This window comes from Lysobacter helvus (assembly GCF_018406645.1).
GTDB classification, from domain to species: Bacteria; Pseudomonadota; Gammaproteobacteria; order Xanthomonadales; family Xanthomonadaceae; genus Noviluteimonas; species Noviluteimonas caseinilytica.
On the sequence record NZ_AP024546.1, the window covers coordinates 2,490,638 to 2,509,847 of the forward strand.

At 69.0% G+C, this 19,210-nt stretch carries 19 protein-coding genes and 1 tRNA gene; 14 read left to right on the forward strand and 6 right to left on the reverse strand.

The window, feature by feature from the left end; all coding sequences use genetic code 11:
- Positions 1-2: 2 nt before the first annotated feature.
- Genes LYSHEL_RS12080 through LYSHEL_RS12090 form a run of 3 tightly spaced genes read right to left on the reverse strand, consistent with a single transcriptional unit; the run spans position 3 to position 2,454 of the window.
- Positions 3-1,400: a PhoH family protein gene (locus LYSHEL_RS12080; RefSeq protein WP_213434280.1), complete on the reverse strand. Its 1,398-nt coding sequence runs from the start codon at positions 1,398-1,400 to the stop codon at positions 3-5.
- A complete protein-coding gene (locus LYSHEL_RS12085) occupies positions 1,397-1,891 on the reverse strand; it encodes a peroxiredoxin (RefSeq protein ID WP_213434281.1) in 495 nt (164 codons plus the stop codon). Before LYSHEL_RS12085 ends, LYSHEL_RS12080 begins: the two co-directional genes overlap by 4 nt.
- Positions 1,891-2,454, reverse strand: coding sequence for a glycine cleavage system transcriptional repressor (locus LYSHEL_RS12090; RefSeq protein ID WP_213434282.1), 564 nt, complete (start codon positions 2,452-2,454; stop codon positions 1,891-1,893). Before LYSHEL_RS12090 ends, LYSHEL_RS12085 begins: the two co-directional genes overlap by 1 nt.
- Positions 2,455-2,589: 135 nt before the next feature.
- On the opposite strand from LYSHEL_RS12090, the gene dapA reads away from it, so the two are divergent.
- Both dapA and LYSHEL_RS12100 read left to right on the forward strand, forming a co-directional pair.
- Complete coding sequence (gene dapA, locus LYSHEL_RS12095; protein ID WP_213434283.1) at positions 2,590-3,495, forward strand: 4-hydroxy-tetrahydrodipicolinate synthase; 906 nt, start codon at positions 2,590-2,592, stop codon at positions 3,493-3,495.
- Between the two features lie 16 nt (positions 3,496-3,511).
- Entirely contained in the window at positions 3,512-4,021 is a 510-nt protein-coding gene (locus LYSHEL_RS12100) for a hypothetical protein (RefSeq protein ID WP_213434284.1), read from the forward strand.
- A gap of 72 nt (positions 4,022-4,093) precedes the next feature.
- On the opposite strand, the gene fdxA is transcribed toward LYSHEL_RS12100, so the two are convergent.
- Both fdxA and LYSHEL_RS12110 read right to left on the reverse strand, forming a co-directional pair.
- Positions 4,094-4,417, reverse strand: coding sequence for a ferredoxin FdxA (gene fdxA / locus LYSHEL_RS12105; RefSeq protein WP_213434285.1), 324 nt, complete (start codon positions 4,415-4,417; stop codon positions 4,094-4,096).
- A 94-nt stretch (positions 4,418-4,511) separates the two neighbouring features.
- Positions 4,512-4,587: transfer RNA gene (locus tag LYSHEL_RS12110), tRNA-Glu, on the reverse strand.
- A gap of 143 nt (positions 4,588-4,730) precedes the next feature.
- Here LYSHEL_RS12110 and pcnB point away from each other — a divergent pair.
- From pcnB to pgi, 6 genes are all read left to right on the forward strand, one after another.
- A complete protein-coding gene (pcnB, locus tag LYSHEL_RS12115) occupies positions 4,731-6,077 on the forward strand; it encodes a polynucleotide adenylyltransferase PcnB (protein WP_213434286.1) in 1,347 nt (448 codons plus the stop codon).
- Between the two features lie 4 nt (positions 6,078-6,081).
- Positions 6,082-6,564, forward strand: coding sequence for a 2-amino-4-hydroxy-6-hydroxymethyldihydropteridine diphosphokinase (folK, locus tag LYSHEL_RS12120; RefSeq protein ID WP_213434287.1), 483 nt, complete (start codon positions 6,082-6,084; stop codon positions 6,562-6,564).
- Between the two features lie 4 nt (positions 6,565-6,568).
- Positions 6,569-7,399, forward strand: a complete 831-nt coding sequence (panB, locus tag LYSHEL_RS12125) for a 3-methyl-2-oxobutanoate hydroxymethyltransferase (RefSeq protein WP_213434288.1) — start codon at positions 6,569-6,571, stop codon at positions 7,397-7,399.
- Positions 7,399-8,253, forward strand: coding sequence for a pantoate--beta-alanine ligase (panC, locus tag LYSHEL_RS12130; RefSeq protein ID WP_213434289.1), 855 nt, complete (start codon positions 7,399-7,401; stop codon positions 8,251-8,253). Before panB ends, panC begins: the two co-directional genes overlap by 1 nt.
- A 104-nt stretch (positions 8,254-8,357) precedes the next feature.
- Entirely contained in the window at positions 8,358-8,738 is a 381-nt protein-coding gene (panD, locus tag LYSHEL_RS12135; RefSeq protein ID WP_213434290.1) for an aspartate 1-decarboxylase, read from the forward strand.
- 10 nt (positions 8,739-8,748) lie between these two features.
- Positions 8,749-10,272 (forward strand): glucose-6-phosphate isomerase, encoded by a 1,524-nt coding sequence (gene pgi / locus LYSHEL_RS12140; protein ID WP_213434291.1) that lies wholly within the window; start codon positions 8,749-8,751, stop codon positions 10,270-10,272.
- Here pgi and queG read toward each other — a convergent pair.
- Positions 10,243-11,343: a tRNA epoxyqueuosine(34) reductase QueG gene (gene queG, locus LYSHEL_RS12145; RefSeq protein WP_213437818.1), complete on the reverse strand. Its 1,101-nt coding sequence runs from the start codon at positions 11,341-11,343 to the stop codon at positions 10,243-10,245. The genes pgi and queG overlap by 30 nt on opposite strands.
- A gap of 47 nt (positions 11,344-11,390) precedes the next feature.
- Between queG and LYSHEL_RS12150 the strand changes: the two genes are divergently transcribed.
- The 6 genes from LYSHEL_RS12150 (at position 11,391) to LYSHEL_RS12175 (ending at position 18,780) form a co-directional block, all read left to right on the forward strand.
- The gene (locus LYSHEL_RS12150; RefSeq protein ID WP_213434292.1) at positions 11,391-12,887 is read left to right on the forward strand and encodes an NAD(P)H-hydrate dehydratase; all 1,497 of its coding nucleotides are present in this window, start codon (positions 11,391-11,393) and stop codon (positions 12,885-12,887) included.
- Positions 12,887-13,369, forward strand: coding sequence for a tRNA (adenosine(37)-N6)-threonylcarbamoyltransferase complex ATPase subunit type 1 TsaE (gene tsaE, locus LYSHEL_RS12155; protein WP_213434293.1), 483 nt, complete (start codon positions 12,887-12,889; stop codon positions 13,367-13,369). Before LYSHEL_RS12150 ends, tsaE begins: the two co-directional genes overlap by 1 nt.
- Positions 13,370-13,447: 78 nt before the next feature.
- The gene (locus LYSHEL_RS12160; protein ID WP_213434294.1) at positions 13,448-15,016 is read left to right on the forward strand and encodes an N-acetylmuramoyl-L-alanine amidase; all 1,569 of its coding nucleotides are present in this window, start codon (positions 13,448-13,450) and stop codon (positions 15,014-15,016) included.
- Positions 15,017-15,069: 53 nt separating this feature from the next.
- Positions 15,070-16,863: a DNA mismatch repair endonuclease MutL gene (gene mutL, locus LYSHEL_RS12165; RefSeq protein ID WP_213434295.1), complete on the forward strand. Its 1,794-nt coding sequence runs from the start codon at positions 15,070-15,072 to the stop codon at positions 16,861-16,863.
- A gap of 1 nt (position 16,864) precedes the next feature.
- Positions 16,865-17,800, forward strand: coding sequence for a DUF1684 domain-containing protein (locus LYSHEL_RS12170; RefSeq protein WP_213434296.1), 936 nt, complete (start codon positions 16,865-16,867; stop codon positions 17,798-17,800).
- Between the two features lie 26 nt (positions 17,801-17,826).
- Positions 17,827-18,780 carry a TraB/GumN family protein gene (locus LYSHEL_RS12175; protein ID WP_213434297.1) on the forward strand — a complete coding sequence of 318 codons (954 nt, stop codon included), beginning with the start codon at positions 17,827-17,829 and terminating at the stop codon, positions 18,778-18,780.
- Positions 18,781-19,210 lie beyond the last annotated feature (430 nt).

Genomic DNA, 19,210 nt, shown 5'->3' on the forward strand with positions numbered 1-19,210 from the left:
CCTCAGAGCACTTCGGAGGCGTAATCCGCCAGGCGCGAACGCTCGCCGCGACGCAGCGTCACGTGCGCGCTGTACGCCCAGCCCTTGAAGCGATCCACCGCGTAGGTCAGGCCCGAGGTCGTCTCGGTGAGGTAGGGCGTGTCGATCTGTTCGACGTTGCCGAGGCAAATGATCTTGGTGCCCGGACCGGCGCGGGTGATCAGCGTCTTCATCTGCTTCGGCGTGAGGTTCTGCGCCTCGTCGAGGATGAGGTAACGCGACAGGAACGTGCGCCCGCGCATGAAGTTGAGCGAGCGGATCTTGATGCGCGAGGCCAGCAGGTCGTTCGTGGCCGCGCGGCCCCAGCTGCCGCCTTCCTGGTTGTGCGTGAGCACTTCCAGGTTGTCGGTGAGCGCGCCCATCCACGGCGTCATCTTTTCCTCTTCCGTGCCGGGCAGGAAGCCGATGTCTTCGCCGACGCTCACGGTGGCGCGCGTCATGATGATTTCGCGATAGCGCTGCTGGTCCATCGTCTGCGCCAGGCCCGCGGCGAGCGCGAGCAGCGTCTTGCCGGTGCCGGCGGTGCCGAGCAGCGACACGAAATCGACTTCCGGGTCCATCAGCGCATTGAGCGCGAAGTTCTGCTCGCGGTTGCGCGCGGTGATTCCCCACACGTTGTGCTGGTTGTGGCGGTAGTCGTCGACGATCTGCAGCGTGATCTTCGCGTCCGTCACGCGCGCCACGCGCAGTTCGGCTTCTTCGTCGCCCGGCAGGTAGAGGAACTGGTTGGGATACCAGTCGTCCTCGTCGCGGCGCGCGATCTCGTAGAAGGTGCGGCCCTTCTCCGTCCACGAGCGCAGGTCCTTGCCGTGGATCGTCCAGAAGTCTTCCGGCAGCGCGGTGGCGCCGGTGTAGAGCAGGCTGAAGTCGTCGAGGGCGCGGTCGTTCTCGTAGTCCTCCGACACGATGCCGGCGATGGCGGCCTTGATGCGGAGGTTGATGTCCTTGGAGACGAAGACGATCGGCGTATCGGGTTCGTCTTCCTTCAGCGCCAGGATCGCGCCGAGGATGTGGTTGTCGGGGATCACCGCGCCGAAGCGCTTGCCCGCGTCGAAGTTGCTGGTCTGGAAGCGCAGGCGGCCCGCGCTCTCGGCGCCGCGCAGCTGCAGGCCGTTGGGGCGCGAGAGCGGGATGCCGTTGTGGACGTCGGCGACGCCCTGGGTCTCGATGAGTTCGTTGAGGAAGCGGCTGACCTGGCGCGCGTTGCGGCTGGCTTCCGACGTGCCTTTCTTGGCGTTGTCGAGTTCTTCCATCACCTGCATCGGCAGGTAGACATCGTGCTCTTCGAACTTGAACAGTGCCGTCGGATCGTGCATCAACACATTGGTGTCGAGGACATGGATGCGCTTGCTACGCGTCATTGAGGTTCCTGTTGGGCCTGTTGCAGAGCATCGAGGACGGCCTGTGCGTGGCCGGGGACTTTCACGCCGCGCCATTCGCGCGCGACGCGTGACGCCGGGTCGATGAGGAAGGTACTCCGATCGATCCCGATGTATTTCCTGCCGTAGAGTTGTTTCTCGCGGATGACATCGAACGCGGTGCACAGCACCTCATCCGCATCGCTGACCAGGTCGAAGGCGAAGCCCTGCTTCGTGCAGAAGTTCTGGTGCGAACGCGCCGAATCGCGCGACACGCCCAGAACATCTGCGCCGAGCTTGCGGAACTTCGGGAGCAGGGCGGAGAAATCCAGGCCTTCGGTGGTGCAGCCCGGCGTGCTGTCCTTCGGATAGAAGTAGAGGACGAGCCAGCGGCCGGCGTGGTCGGACAAGCGGCCTTCGCGCGGACCGTCCCTGCCGGCGAGCGCCAGCGGCGCATCGAGGAGCTTCCTGGACAGCGGCTTGGCTTTGGCCATCAGAACTTCATCGGATCCATGATCGCGTCGAGGTTGAGGTGGTCGCAGAACTCGAGGAAATCGTCGCGCAGCGCCGCGATGTGCATGTCCGAGGGAATGCCGATGGTGACCTGCGCGGAAAACATGTCGGCGCCGGTCTGCATCGCGCGGTAGCGCGAACAATGCAGCGATTCGATGGTGATGCCCTGGCGATCGAAGAAGTCCGCCAGCTGGAACAGGATGCCCGGCTTGTCCGCCGCCACCACCTCGACGATGTAGGGCAGCAGGTTGGACTGCACCTGCTTGGGGCCGGTGCGATAGAAGACGAGCTTGAGGCCTTCTTCCCGTTCGAGCCGGCCCAGCATCGTTTCCAGCTTGGCCACCGCGTCCCACGACCCCGTGGCCAGCGCGGTCACCGACACGTCGCGGCCCACCGTGCTCAGGCGCGCATCGACGAGGTTGCAGCCGCTGTCGGAAATGCGGCGGGTCACCGCCAGCAGCGGCGACTGCGGGTGCGTCGTGTACGCATTGATGAGCAGGTGGTTCTCGTTCGGCGCAGGAGGACGGGCGGGGGTTTCGGTCAAGGCGGCCTTCCGAGGTCTGAACGGCGTCCCGGACAAGACTCCGGGGCGCGGCCAGCATACTTGCCGCTGGTTTCACGCCGCAAGTAAGATCGCGACGGGCGGCACGCCCCCCACGCACGCAGCGAGCGTATCCACTTGCATCTTTCCGGCAGCATCACTGCGCTGGCGACGCCTTTCACGTCGACCGGCGAAATCGACCTCGACGCCTGGCGCCGTTTGCTTGAAGCACAGCTGCAGGCAGGCACGCAGGCCATTGTCGTCGCGGGTTCCACGGGCGAAGCGGCGGCGTTGTACGACGCCGAATACGACGCCTTGCTCCGCACGGCGGTCGACCTGGTCGCCGGGCGCATTCCCGTCCTCGCGGGCACGGGCCAGTCCAACACCGCGAAAACCATCGAACAGACGCGCCGCGCCGCCGCGCTCGGCGCCGATCTCGCGCTCGTCGTGACGCCGCCGTACGTGCGCCCCACGCAAGCCGGCCTCGTCGCGCACTACCGCGCGGTCGCCGACGACGATGCATTGCCGATCGTCCTGTACAACGTGCCGGGCCGCACCGGCTGCGACATGCAGGTGGAGACGGTGGCGGAACTCGCCGGTCATCCGCGCATCGTCGCGATCAAGGAAGCGGTGGCCGATCCCGCGCGCATGACCGCGCTGCTGCGCCTGCGCAATGCCAGCTTCAGCGTGCTCAGCGGCGACGATCCCACCGCTTGCCGCGCGATGCTCGCCGGCGCGGACGGCATCGTGTCGGTCGCCTCCAACGTCCTGCCCGTCGCGTTCCGTCGCTTGTGCGATCTTGCACGCGGCGGGCGTCGCGACGAGGCCGAAGCGCTCGATGCCCGCATGCAGCCGGCCTACGACTTCCTCGGCGTCGAACCCAATCCCATCCCGGTGAAAGCCGTGCTCGCGCATTTCGGCTACGGCCATGGCTTGCGCCTGCCGCTGCTGCCGTTGTCCGCGGCGCATGCCGTGCGCACGCCGGTCATCGCCGCCGACATCCAGACCCTCGAACACACCCTTCGCGATTCGCTCGCGGCCTGACAGGAGTTCCCCCGAAATGCGCGTCAATACGCTCGCACGCACGTTGTCCCTCGCCACCCTGGTCGTCGTCGCGGCCACGGGCTGCCACTGGTTCGGCAAGGACAAGGGCCCCTACGCGATGGCGCCGGAACAGCGTCCTCTCGAAGTGCCGCCGGACCTGGATCGCCCCGCCGTGGATGCCGCGATGAAGCTGCCGCCCACCGCTTCGGCCACCACGCCGGGCGCGCCGAACGCCGCCTCCGCCACCGCCGCCTCGCCGATCGGCTTCACGGTGCCGGGCGAACGCGATGCCGTGTTCGCGAAGGTGGGTGATGCGCTCGCCGCGACCGAAGGCGTGAAGATCGCGAGCAAGGCGCAGATCCTCGGCACGTACGACATCAACTACGCCGGGTCGGATTTCCTGGTGCGCGTGACGAAGGTCGAAGCCGGCGTGTACGTCTCGGCCGTCGACCCGCGCGGCCTGCCGGCCGCGGGCGAAGCGCCGCAGAAGCTGATGGCCGCACTGAAGGCCGCGCTCGGCGGTTGATCCGATTTCCCCCTCCCCCCTCGGGGGGAGGGCAGGGGTGGGGACCCGCAGGTCGCCCGAATCCCGAAAAAGTTACCGCTCCAGCAACGGCAACTTGTCCGTCTTCCCTTCCCAGTCCTTCGCATCCGCCGGCGGATCCTTGCGCACGGTGATCACCGGCCAGGCCTTCGACAGGTCGGCGTTGAGCGCAACGAAGACCTCCTGTCCCGCCGGCACGTCGTCTTCCGGATAGATCGCATTGACCGGGCATTCGGGCTCGCACAGCGTGCAGTCGATGCATTCGTCCGGATCGATCACCAGGAAGTTGGGACCTTCGTGGAAGCAATCGACGGGGCACACCTCGACGCAGTCGGTGTACTTGCACTTGATGCAGTTGTCGGTGACGACGAAGGGCATGGCGTGTCGGCGTGGGGTCGGAGGCGGGGAAGTGTACGTCCGCGCGCGCGGATATGAAAAAGCCCGCGCCTTGCGGCACGGGCTTTCACGGATCTGGTACTCCCAACGGGATTCGAACCCGTGTGTCCACCTTGAGAGGGTGGTGTCCTAGGCCTCTAGACGATGGGAGCGAAGGCTTGGTCGGCGGGGGACGGGCACCAGGCCCCGGAAAAACAGGGCCCCCGCGGAAGGCTTGCTACTATACGGGCCGCCGTGGCCCCAGGCAACGGAACGACCTGCCATCCCGCCCTCATTCGCGGCCCTGCCGCAACCGATGTCCACGACGACCCCCATGACCCTGCCCAGTGCGCAACCGATCCTGCGCACGATCCCGCGCGATGCACACGCGATCTCGCGCAAGGACATCAGTCCGAATGCGCTGCGCGTCCTCTATCGCCTGCGTGAGGGCGGCTTCGGCGCGTTCCTCGTCGGCGGCGCCGTGCGCGACCTGCTGGTCGGCGGACATCCCAAGGATTTCGACGTCGCCACCGACGCCACGCCCGAGCAGGTGAAGGCGCTGTTCCGCAATTGCCGCCTGATCGGCCGCCGGTTCCGCCTGGCGCACGTCGTGTACGGCCGCGAGATCATCGAAGTGGCCACCTTCCGCGCCAACGTCGACGACGGCAGCGGCGATCGCGAAATGCACGAAGGCGGCCGCCTGCTGCGCGACAACGTGTACGGCACGATCGAGGAAGATGCGATCCGCCGCGACTTCACCGCCAACGCGCTGTACTACGCGATCGAGGATTTCTCGGTGCGCGACTACACCGGCGGTTTCGAGGACGTGCAGGCGCGCGTGATGCGGCTGATCGGCGATCCGGAAACGCGTTACCGCGAAGATCCCGTGCGCATGCTGCGCGCCGTGCGCCTGGCCGCGAAGCTCGACTTCACGATCGAACCCGCCACCGCCGCGCCGCTGCCCGCGCTCGCGCCGCTGCTGCGCGAATCCGCGCCGGCGCGCCTGTTCGAAGAAGCCTTGAAGCTCTTCCTCTCCGGCCATGCGGTCGCGAGTTTCGAACGCCTCGAACACCACGGCCTGCTCGCCGCGTTCCTGCCGGAGACCGCGCAGGCGCTCGCCAGCAATCGCAGCGGTGCCTTGCGCCGCATGGTGATCGAAGGCCTGCGCAGCACCGATGCGCGCGTGGCCAACGACGAACCCGTCTCGCCCGCGTTCCTGTTCGCCGTGCTGCTGTGGCCCGCGTATTGCCGCGATTTGATGGGCCTGCAGGCCTCGGGCGTGCACGCGGCCGAAGCGCAACGCCGCGCCGCCGATCGCGTCACGCTGCACCTGCTCAACACGATTGCGTTGCCGCGCCGCTTCTCGCTGCCGATGCAGGAAATCTGGCTGCTGCAGTCGCGCTTCAACCAGCGCCAGCGCAAGCGCGTGTTCCGCCTGCTGGGCCATCCGCGTTTCCGCGCCGCGTTCGATTTCCTCGTGCTGCGCCAGCACGCCTCGCCCGAGCACGCCGAAGACATCGCGTTCTGGACCGACGTGCAGTCGCAACCGGGCGAAGCGGTGGCCGCGCAGCTCGAAGCGCGCGCGATCGAAGCCGCCGAAGCCGAAGACGCACCGCGCAAGCGCCGTCGTCGTCGTCGCCGGCCCGAAGCGAGCGGCGGATAACCCCATGCTCGCCTGCGTCGGCCTCGGCGCGAACCTCGGCGATGCGAGCGCGACCGTGCAGGCCGCGTTGCAGGCGCTCGACGCGCTGCCCGACACGCGCCTGCTGCGCGCCTCGCGCCTCTACCGCACGCCGGCCTGGGGCAAGACCGACCAGCCCGAATTCGTGAACGCCGCAGCCGTGCTCGACACGCAACTCGACGCGCGCGCCCTGCTCGACGCGATGCTGTCGATCGAACGCACCTTCGGCCGCGACCGCAGCGCCAACGAACGCTGGAGCGCACGCACGCTGGACCTGGACCTGCTGCTCTACGGCGAAGACCGCATCGACGAACCCGGCCTGCACGTCCCGCACCCGCACCTGCACGAACGCGCGTTCGCGCTGGTGCCGCTGGTCGAAATCGCACCGGACGTCGTCATTCCCGGCCGTGGGCGCGCGGCGGACATCGTCGCCGCGATGGTCACCGGCGACATCCAGGCGCTAGGCTAGGGTCATGTACACCAGCAAAGACAGCAAGCCGGCGGACATGAAGCCCTGGACCGTGCCCATGCTGGCCGACGCCAAGCGCGAAGGCCGCAAGCTGGTGATGCTCACGGCGTACGACGCGGGCTTCGCGCGCGTGCTCGACGACAACGGCACCGACCTCGTGCTCGTCGGCGATTCGCTCGGCATGGTGGTGCAGGGACAGGACAGCACCTTGCCCGTCACCGTCGACGACATCGTCTACCACGTGCGGTGCGTGGCGCGCGGTTTGCGTCGCGCGTTGCTGATCGCCGACCTGCCGTTCGGTGCGGACGCCACGCCCGAACGCGCGCTCGATGCCTCGCTGCGTTGCCTGCAGGCGGGCGCGGGCATGGTCAAGCTGGAAGGCGCGGGCCACAAGCTCGAAGTCATCCGCTTCCTCGTCGAACGCGAGATCCCCGTCTGCGCGCACCTCGGCCTCACGCCGCAATCGGTGCTGCGCCTGGGCGGTTACAAGGTGCAGGGGCGCGAAGAAGCCGCGGCCGCACGCGTGCGCGAAGACGCAAAACTGGTCGAAGACGCCGGCGCCACGTTGCTGGTGCTCGAATGCGTGCCGTCGCCGCTCGCCGCGGCGATCACGGCGTCCGTGGCGATTCCCACCATCGGCATCGGCGCAGGCGCTGCGTGCGATGGGCAAGTGCTGGTGCTGCACGATTTCCTCGGCGTGAACACCGGCCATCGCCGCCCGAAGTTCGTGAAGGATTTCCTCGCCGAAGGCGGTTCGCTCGCCGGCGCGGTGCAGGCCTACGCCGACGCGGTGCGCAGCGGCGCGTTCCCGGACGCCGCGCACGCCTACGACTGATGATCGACACCGTCACCGCGCTCGACGAGTTGCGTTCGCGCGTCCGTGCCTGGAAGCGCGACGGCCTGCGCGTCGGCTTCGTGCCGACGATGGGCAACCTGCACGCCGGCCACCATTCGCTCGTCGCGCTCGCGCGGCAGCATGCGGACAGGATCGTCGCGAGCGTGTTCGTGAACCCGACGCAGTTCGGGCCGAACGAAGATTTCGCGCGCTACCCGCGCACGCCCGACGCCGATGCCGCCGGCCTCGATGCCGTCGGCTGCGACGTGCTGTGGCTGCCCAGCGTCGACGCGATGTATCCCTACGGCGCCGATGGCGCGGTGCGCATGCGCGTGCCGGGCATCACCGACGTGCTCGAAGGCGCGCATCGCCCCGGGCATTTCGACGGCGTGTGCACCGTCGTCGCGCGCCTGTTCAACCAGGTGCAGCCCGATGTCGCCGCGTTCGGCCGCAAGGATTACCAGCAGCTCGCGGTGATCCGCTACATGACGCGCGACCTCGCGTTCCCGATCGAATTGCTGGCGGGCGAGACCCTGCGCGAAGCCGACGGCCTGGCGATGAGTTCGCGCAACCAGTACCTCTCGGCGGAAGAGCGCCCGGTGGCGGCCCTGATCCAGCGCAGCCTGCAGCGCATGCGGGACGGCCTGCTGGCCGGCGCCGCGCGCGGGGCTGTGGAGGCCGAGGCCCGGGCCACACTGGATGCGGCCGGCTTCGAGGTCGATTACGCGGTCGTGCGCGCCCCGGACCTGGTCGACCCCGACGCGTCGCCCGGCCCCCGCGTGGCCCTGGTCGCCGCCCGCCTGGGCCGCACCCGGCTGATCGACAACCTGGAATTCACGACCGCGCGCGCCTGAATACGCGGCCGGGCCGTGCGGCCCCCTTTGTTGCAGCGCCACAAACCCCCACCTAGACTGCGCACCTTTCCCGGGCCGACCCGGCCGATCGCGGAGCCGTTTCCATGCAGCTCAACCTGCTCAAAGCCAAGATCCACCGCGCCACCGTCACCCACGCCGAGCTGCATTACGAAGGCTCGTGCGCGATCGACGGCCGGCTGCTCGACATTTCCGGCATCCGCGAATACGAGCAGGTCCACATCTACAACGTGAACAACGGCGCGCGTTTCGTCACCTATGCGATCCGCGGCGAAGAAGGCTCGGGCGTGATCTCGGTGAACGGCGCGGCCGCGCACATGGCGCAGCCGGGCGACCTGGTGATCATCTGCGCTTACGGCGCGTGCGACGAAGCCGAGGCGGCGAAGTTCAAGCCGACGCTGGTCTACGTCGATCGCCACAACGCGCTGACGCACACCAATCACTCGATGCCGAAGCAGGCTGCGTAAGCTGGGGCGCATGGACGCGACCCTCGCCACGCACTTCGCCACGCTCCGCGCGCACGCCGCGCGGTTGTCCGACACCTCGATCAAGCAGCTCGTCGACGCCGATCCCGCGCGCGCGACGGGCTGTGCGCTGCGCGTGGGCCCGCTGTACGCCAACTTCGCGCGGCAGCGTTACGACGGCGAGGCGCTCGATGCCTTGTTCGCGCTGGCCGACGCCGCGGACTTCGCCGGCGGCATGCGGCGGCTGGTCGACGGCGCGGAAGTGAATCCCACCGAACATCGCGCCGCGCTGCACACCGCGCTGCGCAGCAACCTCTCGCGTTCGCCCATCGCCACGGCCGCGCACGACACCGCGCTCGAAGCGCTCGAGCGCATGCGCGACGTCATCGAAACGTTGCAGGACACGCCGGTCTCCGACATCGTCAGCATCGGCATCGGCGGCTCGGACCTCGGCCCGCGCTTCGTCGTCGATGCGCTGTCGCCGCCAACGCCGGGCCGCTTCCGCGTGCATTTCCTCTCGAACGTCGACGGCGCCGCCGCGCAGCGCGTGCTCGCCACGCTCGATCCGAAACGCACCGCCGCGATCATGGTGTCGAAGACCTTCGGCACGCAGGAAACGCTGCTCAACGGCGCCATCGTGCGCGAATGGCTCGGCGACGACACGCGCCTGCTCGCCGTCACCGCGAACGTCGAACGCGCTGCGGCCTTCGGGATCCCGGAAGCGCGCATCCTGCCGATGTGGGACTGGGTGGGGGGGCGCTATTCGCTGTGGTCCGCCGTGGGCCTGCCGATCGCGCTCGCGCTGGGCATGCCCGCGTTCGAACAATTGCTGGCCGGCGCGGGCGAGATGGATGCGCACGTGCTCGAAGCACCGCTGCGCGAGAACCTCGGTGCCTGGCATGCGCTGACGGCGTTGTGGAATCGCAACGCACTCGGCTTCGCGTCGCAGGGCGTGTTCTCGTACGACGAACGCCTGAAGTTGCTGTCCGCGCACCTGCAGCAGGTCGTGATGGAAAGCCTCGGCAAGTCCGTGCACCTCGACGGCACGCCGGTCGACACCTCCACCGTACCGGTGTGGTGGGGCGGCGCCGGCACCGACGTGCAGCACAGCTTCTTCCAGGCGCTGCACCAGGGCACCGACATCATCCCGGGCGACTTCGTCGGCGTGACGCGCGCCGACCATCCGCATCGCGAAAGCCACCGTGCGTTGTTCGCCAACCTGCTCGCGCAGGTGGAAGCGTTCGCGAACGGGCAGGGCAGCGACGATCCGCATCGCCGTTACGCGGGCAATCGCCCGAGCACCTTGTTGCTGCTCGACGCGCTCACGCCGCGCAGCCTCGGCGCGCTGATCGCCTTGTACGAACACAGCGTGTACCTGCAATCGCTCGCGTGGGACATCAACGCGTTCGATCAGTTCGGCGTGGAGCTCGGCAAGCAACTCGCGAACGGCCTGCTGCCCGCGTTGCGCGGCCAGCCCGCGGAGATCGCCGATCCGGTGACGCGCGCGCTACTCGACGAGATCCAGCGCGATCCCTGAGTTGCGCGCGGCGTGTTGTTCGAGCGCCCATTCGACATGCTCGCGCACCACGGCGTCTTCGATCCCCGCGCGTGACTGCAACGCCCCCAGCACCGCCGGCGTCGTCGGTGCATTCCCCAACGCCACCGCGATGTTCCGCAACCACCGCGCATGCCCGCTGCGCCGGATCGCAGAGCCTTCCGTGCGCTGCAGGAATTCCGCTTCCGTCCACGCGAACAACTCGGGCAGCGTCGCCGTGTCCAGGTGGTTGCGCGCACGGAAATCCGGCTCGTCGGTCCGCTTCGCGAACTTGTTCCAGGGACAGACCAGCTGGCAATCGTCGCAGCCGAAGATGCGGTTGCCCATCAACGGCCGCAGTTCCGGGTCGATCGCGCCTTCGTGCTCGATCGTGAGGTACGAAATGCAGCGCCGCGCATCGAGGCGGTTGGGCGCCACGATCGCCTGCGTCGGGCAGATGTCGATGCAGCGCCGGCACGTGCCGCAATGCGCGCTGGCCGGTCCATCCACCGGCAGCGGCAGATCCACGTACACCTCGCCGAGGAAGAACCACGAACCGCCGTCGCGATCGATCAGGCACGTGTGCTTGCCGATCCAGCCCAGGCCCGCGTTGCGTGCGAGCGCGCGTTCCAGCACCGGCGCCGAATCCACGAACACGCGATGCCCGAAGGGGCCGATCTCCGCCGCGATGCGATCGGCGAGGACCTGCAACCGGTGGCGCATCAGCTTGTGGTAGTCGCGGCCCAGCGCGTAGCGCGCCACGTAGGCGCGCACCCCGTCGTCCAGCGTCGCCCACGCGGCGTCGTCGTCCTGTCCGTAATCGAGGCCCACCGAAATCACGCGCACGGTGCCGGGCAGCAGGTCCGCCGGGCGCGAACGCTTGTCGCCGTGGCGCGCCATCCAGTCCATCGAGCCGTACAGGCCCTGCGCCAGCCAGTCGCGCAGGTGGTCTTCGTCGGGCCCGAGCTCGATGCCCGAAAAGCCGCAGCGCTGGAACCCGAGCTCGCGCGCGATCGCGCGGATCCTGTCCGCGAGGGCGGCCAGCCGATCCGGGTCGTGCGTCGCGGTTTGCACCGCATTGGCCCCAGGGGAAGTCACGGCGCAAGTATAGAATCGCCACGATGCCGCCGACCCTCGCGCTCTTCGACACGAACGCCGCACGGACGCTGGACGTTCGCGCGACGGCCGAACTCGGCGGAGACGCCTTCGAACTGATGCGCCGCGCCGGCCGCGCCGCGTGGCATTGCGCGCTGCGCCACTGGCCGCAGGCGCAGCGCATCGTCGTGGTCTGCGGGCCGGGCAACAACGGCGGCGACGGGCACGTGCTCGCGCGCCTGGCGCTGGAAGCCGGGCGCAACGTGCGCGTGGTGCGCCTGGCCGAACATACGCCGCGCAGCCCCGCCGCCACGCGCGCCCGCGATGAATTCCGCGAGCGCAACGGCCGCACCGAAGCCTTCGTCGATGCCTTGCCGCCGGCCGACCTCATCGTCGATGCGCTGTTCGGCATCGGCTTCAAGCGCGCGCCCGAAGGCGCGTCGGCCGCGCTGATCGAGGCCATGAACGCGCATCCCGCGCCGTGCCTGGCGCTCGACGTGCCCAGCGGCATCGACGCCGATACCGGCGCGATCCGCGGCGTCGCCGTCGCCGCCACGCGCACGCTCGAATTCATCGTCCCCAAGCCGGGCCTGCGCACGGGCCAGGCGATCGACATCGCCGGCCGCCTGGAACTAGCGGAACTGCAACTCGCGCAACACTTGTTCGAAGGCGTCACGCCGGCCTGCGCGCAGTTATCGTCGGAAGCCTTGCGCAACGTGTTGCGTCCGCGGCGCCGCGACGCGCACAAGGGCATGGCCGGCCGCGTGCTGTGCCTGGGCGGCGACCACGGCAGCGGCGGCGCGATCATGCTGTGTGCCGAGGCCGCGATGCGCAGCGGCGCGGGCCTGGTGGATGTCGCCACGCGCGAGGCGCACGTCGCCGCGTTGTTGTCGCGGCGTCCAGAAGCCATGGCGCGCGCGGTGGAGCGCAGCGAAGACCTCGCCGCGCAGATCGAACACGCCACCGTCGTCGCCGTCGGTCCCGGCCTGGGGCAGGGCGTGTGGGGCCGCGTGTTGTTCGGCGCCGCGCTCGGCAGCGGCAAGCCGCTCGTGCTCGACGCCGATGCATTGAACCTGCTCGCTGCGCGCGAAAACGCCCCCGCGTTGCCGCCCGAAACGGTGCTCACGCCGCATCCGGGCGAAGCCGCGCGCCTGCTGCGATCGACGACGGAAGACGTGCAACGCGATCGTTTCGGCGCCGCGCAAGCGATCGCCGATCGCTTCGATGCCGTCGTCGTGCTGAAGGGCGCAGGCACGATCGTCGCTGCGCCGGGACGACGTTCCGCGCTCATCGGCGCAGGCAATCCCGGCATGGCCGTCGCCGGCATGGGCGATTTGTTGACGGGCGTGATCGCGGCGATGCGCGCGCAAGGCTTGCCCGCGTTCGATGCCGCGTGCATCGGTGCGTTGCTGCATGCCACCGCGGGCGACGACGCTGCGCGCGATGGCGGCGAACGCGGTTTGTTGCCGACGGATCTGTTGCCGCGCCTGCGGCGTCTTTCGAACGCGGAGATCGCACGCTGATGCGCCTGCACCTGCCATCGCCTGTTGCAACGGATCGCCTGGGTGCGGCACTCGCCGCGTCGCGTCCGCCGCGCGCGATCGTGCACCTGCGTGGCGATCTCGGCGCAGGCAAATCCACGCTCGCGCGTGCGTTGTTGCGTGCACTCGGTGTCACCGGTGCGATCCGCAGTCCGACGTACACGCTCGTCGAACGCTATCCGTTGCCGGAAGGCGGCGATGCGTTGCATCTCGACCTGTATCGCATCGGCGATGCGGGCGAACTCGAGTTCCTCGGCCTGGATCCCGCGGAAGGCACGTTGTGGTTGATCGAATGGCCGGAGCGGGGCGCCACCGCGCTGCCGCCGCCGGACCTGGCGATCGAACTGGCGCTGGAAGGCCCGGGCCGCTCCTTCGCCGCCACGGCCGGCACCCCGGCGGGGGCCGACTGGCTGCGCCGCCTGGGGGCCGATCCCGACTTGCGGACCTTTCCTGTGGCTGGCTAAGAGGAAGGGGCGGCAGGTCTCGGATTCATAAGGAAATTTCGCTTGCAATCGATGCGACCCGGTGCTTAACTCCCGGCCATGCGCATCAAGGGGGCGACATTGCAGCAATGGATGCTTGGCGCAGCGCTGGTCTGGGCGCTGTGCTGGAACATTGCGCGCGCCAGTGAAATCAAGGACTTGGCGGTCACGGAAGGGCCGACCGGCACCCGCGCCGAGCTCCGCCTGGACGCCCCGGCCAAGTTCACCACGCTGACCCTCGCCGGCCCCGACCGGCTGGTGGTCGACCTCCCCGAATCCAGCCTCGCCCGCGGCGTCCGTGCGCCGGCCGGCGCCGGCGTCGTCAAGGCAGTCCGCACCGGCCATCCCGTGCCGGGCACCGTCCGCATCGTGTTCGACCTGGCCCTGCCGGTCGTCGCGCTCAAGCCCCGCATCGAACCCACCGCCGACGGCGCGCGCCTGGTGCTCGAGTGGCCGGGCGACGGCACGAGCGCGAACACCGCGGTCGCGAACGTGCCGGCGCCCAGCGCCGCGGACGATCCGATCGCCGCGTTCGCAACGAAGGAAGACGAATCCGACGCGCCCCCGCCGGTCGACACCGCTGCGCAAGCCGCGGCGTCGGCGCAGGCCACCTCGCGCCTGATCGCCGCCACGACGGCGCCTGTGAATCCGCCGCCGGCCACCGCGCGCCGCGCGACGACGGTAATTCCGAACGGCACCGTTTCGACCGGCACGCTCCCGGCTGGCACGGTATCGAGCAGCACGGTCCCGACCACGATCGCGACCGGCGTGCCCACGAAGGTGGCGCCGACGCTCCCGTCCCCGAATTCGGCCATGACCACGCCGCCGCCCGGCGCGACCAAGTCGATGCAGCAACTGATGCGTGGCGGCATGCGCCCGCTGATCGTCGCCATCGATGCGGGCCACGGCGGCCAGGATCCCGGCGCGCGCGGCGCCAACGGCAGCCGCGAGAAAGACCTCACGCTCGCCATCGCGCGCGAACTCGCGCGCCAGGTCAACGCCACGCCCGGCCTGAAGGCGTACCTCACGCGCGACACCGACGTGTTCATCCCCCTCGCGCAGCGCTACCAGAAGGCGCGCGCGGCGAAGGCGGACCTGTTCGTGTCGATCCACGCCGATGCGTTCAACAATCCCGAAGCCAGCGGCTCGTCGGTGTTCGTGCTCTCGCAGCGCGGCGCCTCGTCGCAGGCCGCGCGGTGGCTGGCGAACCAGGAAAACGCGGCCGACCTGGTCGGCGGCGTGCGCCTGCAGGACAAGGACAACACGCTGGCCTCGGTGCTGCTCGACCTGTCGCAGAGCGCCACGATGAAGGCCTCCGAGGACATCGCCGGCCACGTGCTGACGGGCCTCAAGCGCCTGGGCCGCACGCACAAGTCGTCGGTGGAGCGCGCGAACTTCGTCGTGCTGCGCTCGCCCGACGTGCCGTCGATGCTGGTCGAGACCGCGTTCATCACCAACCCGGACGAGGAGCGCAAGCTCAACGACCCGCGCCACCGCACCGAACTGGCGCGCGCGATCCTCGACGGCGTCAATACCTACTTCACCCGCCAGCCGCCGCCGGGCACGCTGTACGCCGCGCGCGCCGAAGCCGCCGAACAAGCCACCGCGTCCACCGCCGGCAGCCGCTGACGGCCGCCAAGGCCGGGCTATCATCGGCACTGCTTCCTGCCGCAGCGCCCGCCGTGCCGATCCGCCAGCTCCCCGACACGCTCATCAACCAGATCGCCGCGGGCGAGGTCGTCGAACGGCCCGCATCGGTGGTGAAAGAGCTCGTCGAGAACGCGCTGGATGCCGGTGCGCATCGCGTGGAGATCGACCTGGAAGAAGGCGGCATCCGCCTGATCCGCGTGCGCGACGACGGCGGCGGCATTCCCGCCGACGAACTTCCGCTCGCGATCTCGCGGCACGCCACCAGCAAGATCGCGTCGCTCGATGATCTCGAAGCCGTCGCGACGCTCGGCTTCCGCGGCGAAGCATTGCCATCGATCGCGTCCGTCAGCCGCTTCATGCTCGCCTCGCGCCACACCGACAGCGACCACGGCGCCGCGTTGCAAGTCGACGGCGGCCGCGTCGGCAGCGTCACGCCGAAGGCGCATCCGACCGGCACCACGGTGGAAGTGCGCGACCTGTTCTACAACGTGCCCGCGCGCCGCAAGTTCATGCGCGCCGAACGCACGGAGATGGGCCACATCGAAGAATGGCTGCGCTCGCTCGCGCTCGCGCGGCTCGACGTCGAACTGCGCGTCTCGCACAACGGCCGCCCCGCGCGCCGGTATCGCGGCGACAACATGCTGGCCTCCACCGATCGCCTGTTCGAAACCCTTGGCGAAGAATTCGCCAAGCACGCCCTGCGCGTGGACCACGAAGCCGCCGGCCTGCGCCTGCACGGCTGGATCGCGCAGCCCGTGTACAACCGCGCCAGCGCCGACCAGCAATACCTGTACGTCAACGGCCGCAGCGTGCGCGATCGCAGCGTCGCGCACGCGGTGAAGCAGGCCTACAGCGACGTGCTGTTCCATGGCCGGCAGCCGGCGTACGTCCTGTTCCTCGAAGTGGATCCGCGCACGGTGGACGTCAACGTGCATCCGGCGAAACACGAAGTGCGCTTCCGCGAATCGCGCCTCGTGCACGACTTCACCTATCGCACGCTGCAGCAGGCGCTCGCGGAAACGCGCGCGGGCATGGCCGCGGACGTGGCGCCGGTCGCGGACATCGGTGCGCGCACGTGGGTGGGCCCCTCGACCTGGCAGGGCAACAACCAATCGGGCCTGTCGTTGCGCGTCGAAGAAACCCGCGCCGGCTACGCGCACCTGTACGCCCCGGTCGACGCGGACACCGACGTCGCACTCGCCGAACGCCCGATGCCGATGCCCGAAGCGCGCGACGATGCCGCGCCGCCGCTCGGCTTTGCGATCGCGCAGTTGCACGGCATCTACATCCTCGCCGAGAACGCCGAGGGCCTGATCGTCGTGGACATGCACGCTGCGCACGAACGCATCGGCTACGAGAAACTCAAGCACGCGCACGACGGCGCCGGCCTGCGCACGCAACCGCTGCTCGTGCCGATGACGGTGGCCGTGTCGGAGCGCGAAGCCGACGTCGCCGAACGCGAAGCCGCCACGCTCGCGCAACTCGGCTTCGAAGCCACGCGCGCCGGCCCGCAATCGGTCGCCTTGCGCAGCGTGCCCGCGCTGCTCGCCGATGGCGATGTCGAAGCGTTGCTGCGCGACGTGCTCGCCGACCTGCGCGAACACGGCGAATCCCGCCGCATCGCCAACGCGCGCGACGAACTGCTGTCGACGATGGCGTGCCACGGCGCGGTGCGCGCCAACCGCCGCCTCGGCATCCCGGAAATGAACGCGTTGCTGCGCGAGATGGAAGCGACCGAACGGTCCGGCCAGTGCAACCATGGCCGCCCGACGTGGACGCGCGTTTCGCTCACCGACATCGACCGCTGGTTCCTGCGAGGACGTTGAAATGGGGAAGGGGATTGCAATCGCACTCGGCGTGGCGTTCGCGCTCGCCGGCTGCAACAAGGGCGACGACGGCGCCGCCGCGCGCGCGAAGGCCGCCGCGGAAGCGAAGGCGTTCGCGGCGCACGAAGCGCCGTATCGCAAGGAACGCATCGACGGCCTGCTCGCGCCGGAAGGCTGGACCACGCTGGTCGGCCTGCACTGGCTCGAACGCGGTTCGCACTACGCCGGCAGAGCGCCGAACAACGGCATCCACCTGGCGAAGGGCCCGGCGAACCTGGGCATGTTCGATGTCTCGCCCAAGGGCCTCGTGCGCTTCGTGCCGGCCAAGGGCCTGGCGCTGACGCTCGATGGCCAACCGCTGCAGGGCGCGATCGTGATGCGCACCGACCAGGATGAAGGCGGCGCGAGCAAGCTCGGCTTCGACGACGGCAAGGGCGTGGCGACGGTGATCGTGCGTGGTGATCGCACCGCGTTGCGCGTCAAGCACGCCGATGCCGAAGCGCGCACGCAGTTCGCCGGGCTGCAATGGTGGCCGGGCGGCGCGTCGTGGGTGGTGCCGGGCAAGTTCGTGCCGCACGAAGCCGGGCGCACGGTGCAGATCGTCAACATCATCAACCAGGTCGAACAGGTGCCGAACCCGGGCCTGGTCGAATTCCAGCGCGACGGCAAGACCTACCGGCTGGAAGCGATCGACGAAGGCGAACCGACGTTGTTCCTCGTGTTTGCCGACCGCACCAGCGGCCACGGCAGCTATCCCGCCGGCCGCTACATGGACATCGCGCGCCCGGATGCGAAGGGCAACGTGACGCTCGACTTCAACCGCGCCTACAACCCGCCGTGCGCGTTCACCGCGTACGCGACGTGCCCGATGCCGCCGGCCGCCAACCGCCTCGATCTCGCGATCGCGGCGGGCGAGCGCGCCTACGCCAAACACTGACCACCGCATTCCACCAAGGATCGTCCATGCCCCGTTCCGCCTGGTTGTCGCTCCTCCTCGCCGCTGCGTTGCCCGTGCTCGCGGCGTCGCCCGCGAAGGCGCCGGCACCGCAGTCCTCGCCCGTGCCGCTGCTGTGGAAGGTGTCCGACGCCAACAACAGCGTGTACCTGCTCGGTTCCTTCCACCTGCTGCGCAAGGATGACTATCCCTTGTCGAAGGACATCGATGCGGCGCTGACGGATGCCGAATCGGTGATGTTCGAATTGCCGCCCGAAGAGATGGGTTCGGTGGAGCTGGGCCAGAGCATGTTCGTCGCCGCGGTGCGCACCGACGGCACGACGTTGTCCGACGATCTCACCCCGGCGATGCAGAAGAACTACGACAAGTGGGTGGCCGCGCACGATACCGACATCCGCGCAATGTTCGGCGGCGCCGCGGGCGCGGAACTGCTGCAGAAGATGAAGCCGTGGATGGTGGGCATCCTGGTGTCGCTGGTCGATGCGAAGGGGATGGGCATGGAATCGGAGCTCGGCCTCGACATGCACCTCTCCGCGGCGGCGAAGGCCGCGGGCAAGCCGTCCAGCGGCCTGGAAACGGGCGCGCAGCAGCTGGCGTTGTTCTCGGGCATGTCGCGCGAGGAGCAGCTGCAGTTGCTCGACGAGGCGCTGACCGAATCGTCCGACGGCAAGCAGGAGATGGAATCGCTGCACCGCGAGTGGCGCGCCGGCAATGCCGATGCGTTGTGGAACGGCATGGGCAAGGAGACGCGCGCGAAGTTCCCGGCGCTCTACCGCCGTATCAACGTCGAGCGCAACGATGCGTGGGTGCCGAAGCTCGAAGGCTTGCTGCGCGCGCCGGGCACGGACGATACGTTGGTCGTGGTGGGTGCGCTGCACCTGCTCGGCAACGATGGCGTCGTCGAGAAGCTGCGCGCGAAGGGGTTCAAGGTCGAGCGGATCTGCAGCGCCTGCAAGCACTGACTGTTTACTTGCGTCGTCCCCGCGAAGGCGGGGACACCCAGAGGGGCGCTCCGCCACGCCCCATCGCACAGTCTTTTCTGCCGCAAGAGCAACGCGGCAGAAAAGACCGTACGACGTGCCGCGTCGGATCTCGTCGCCGTCTTGTTCGCGCCAACACGCCTGCGTAGACCCATGCACCGCAGCGGACAGTTGCTGGCGAACACATCTGCTCCGGATGGACGGCGCGCCGCCCACCTCGAGCCCTCGCATCTGAAATGCCTCACTGCTCTCTGGCAGGCGGGGCGCCTGTCCAAGTCTGTGCCTTCCACACATTAGGAAGGAAAGCGGTGGCACCGCGCTTTTGATTGTCGCGAAAGAAGTGATTGGGTTGCGCGTGCGTTACTACGCACGCCAGCGAACCCAGGAAAAGGTCGGCCTCTTGATCGAAAAG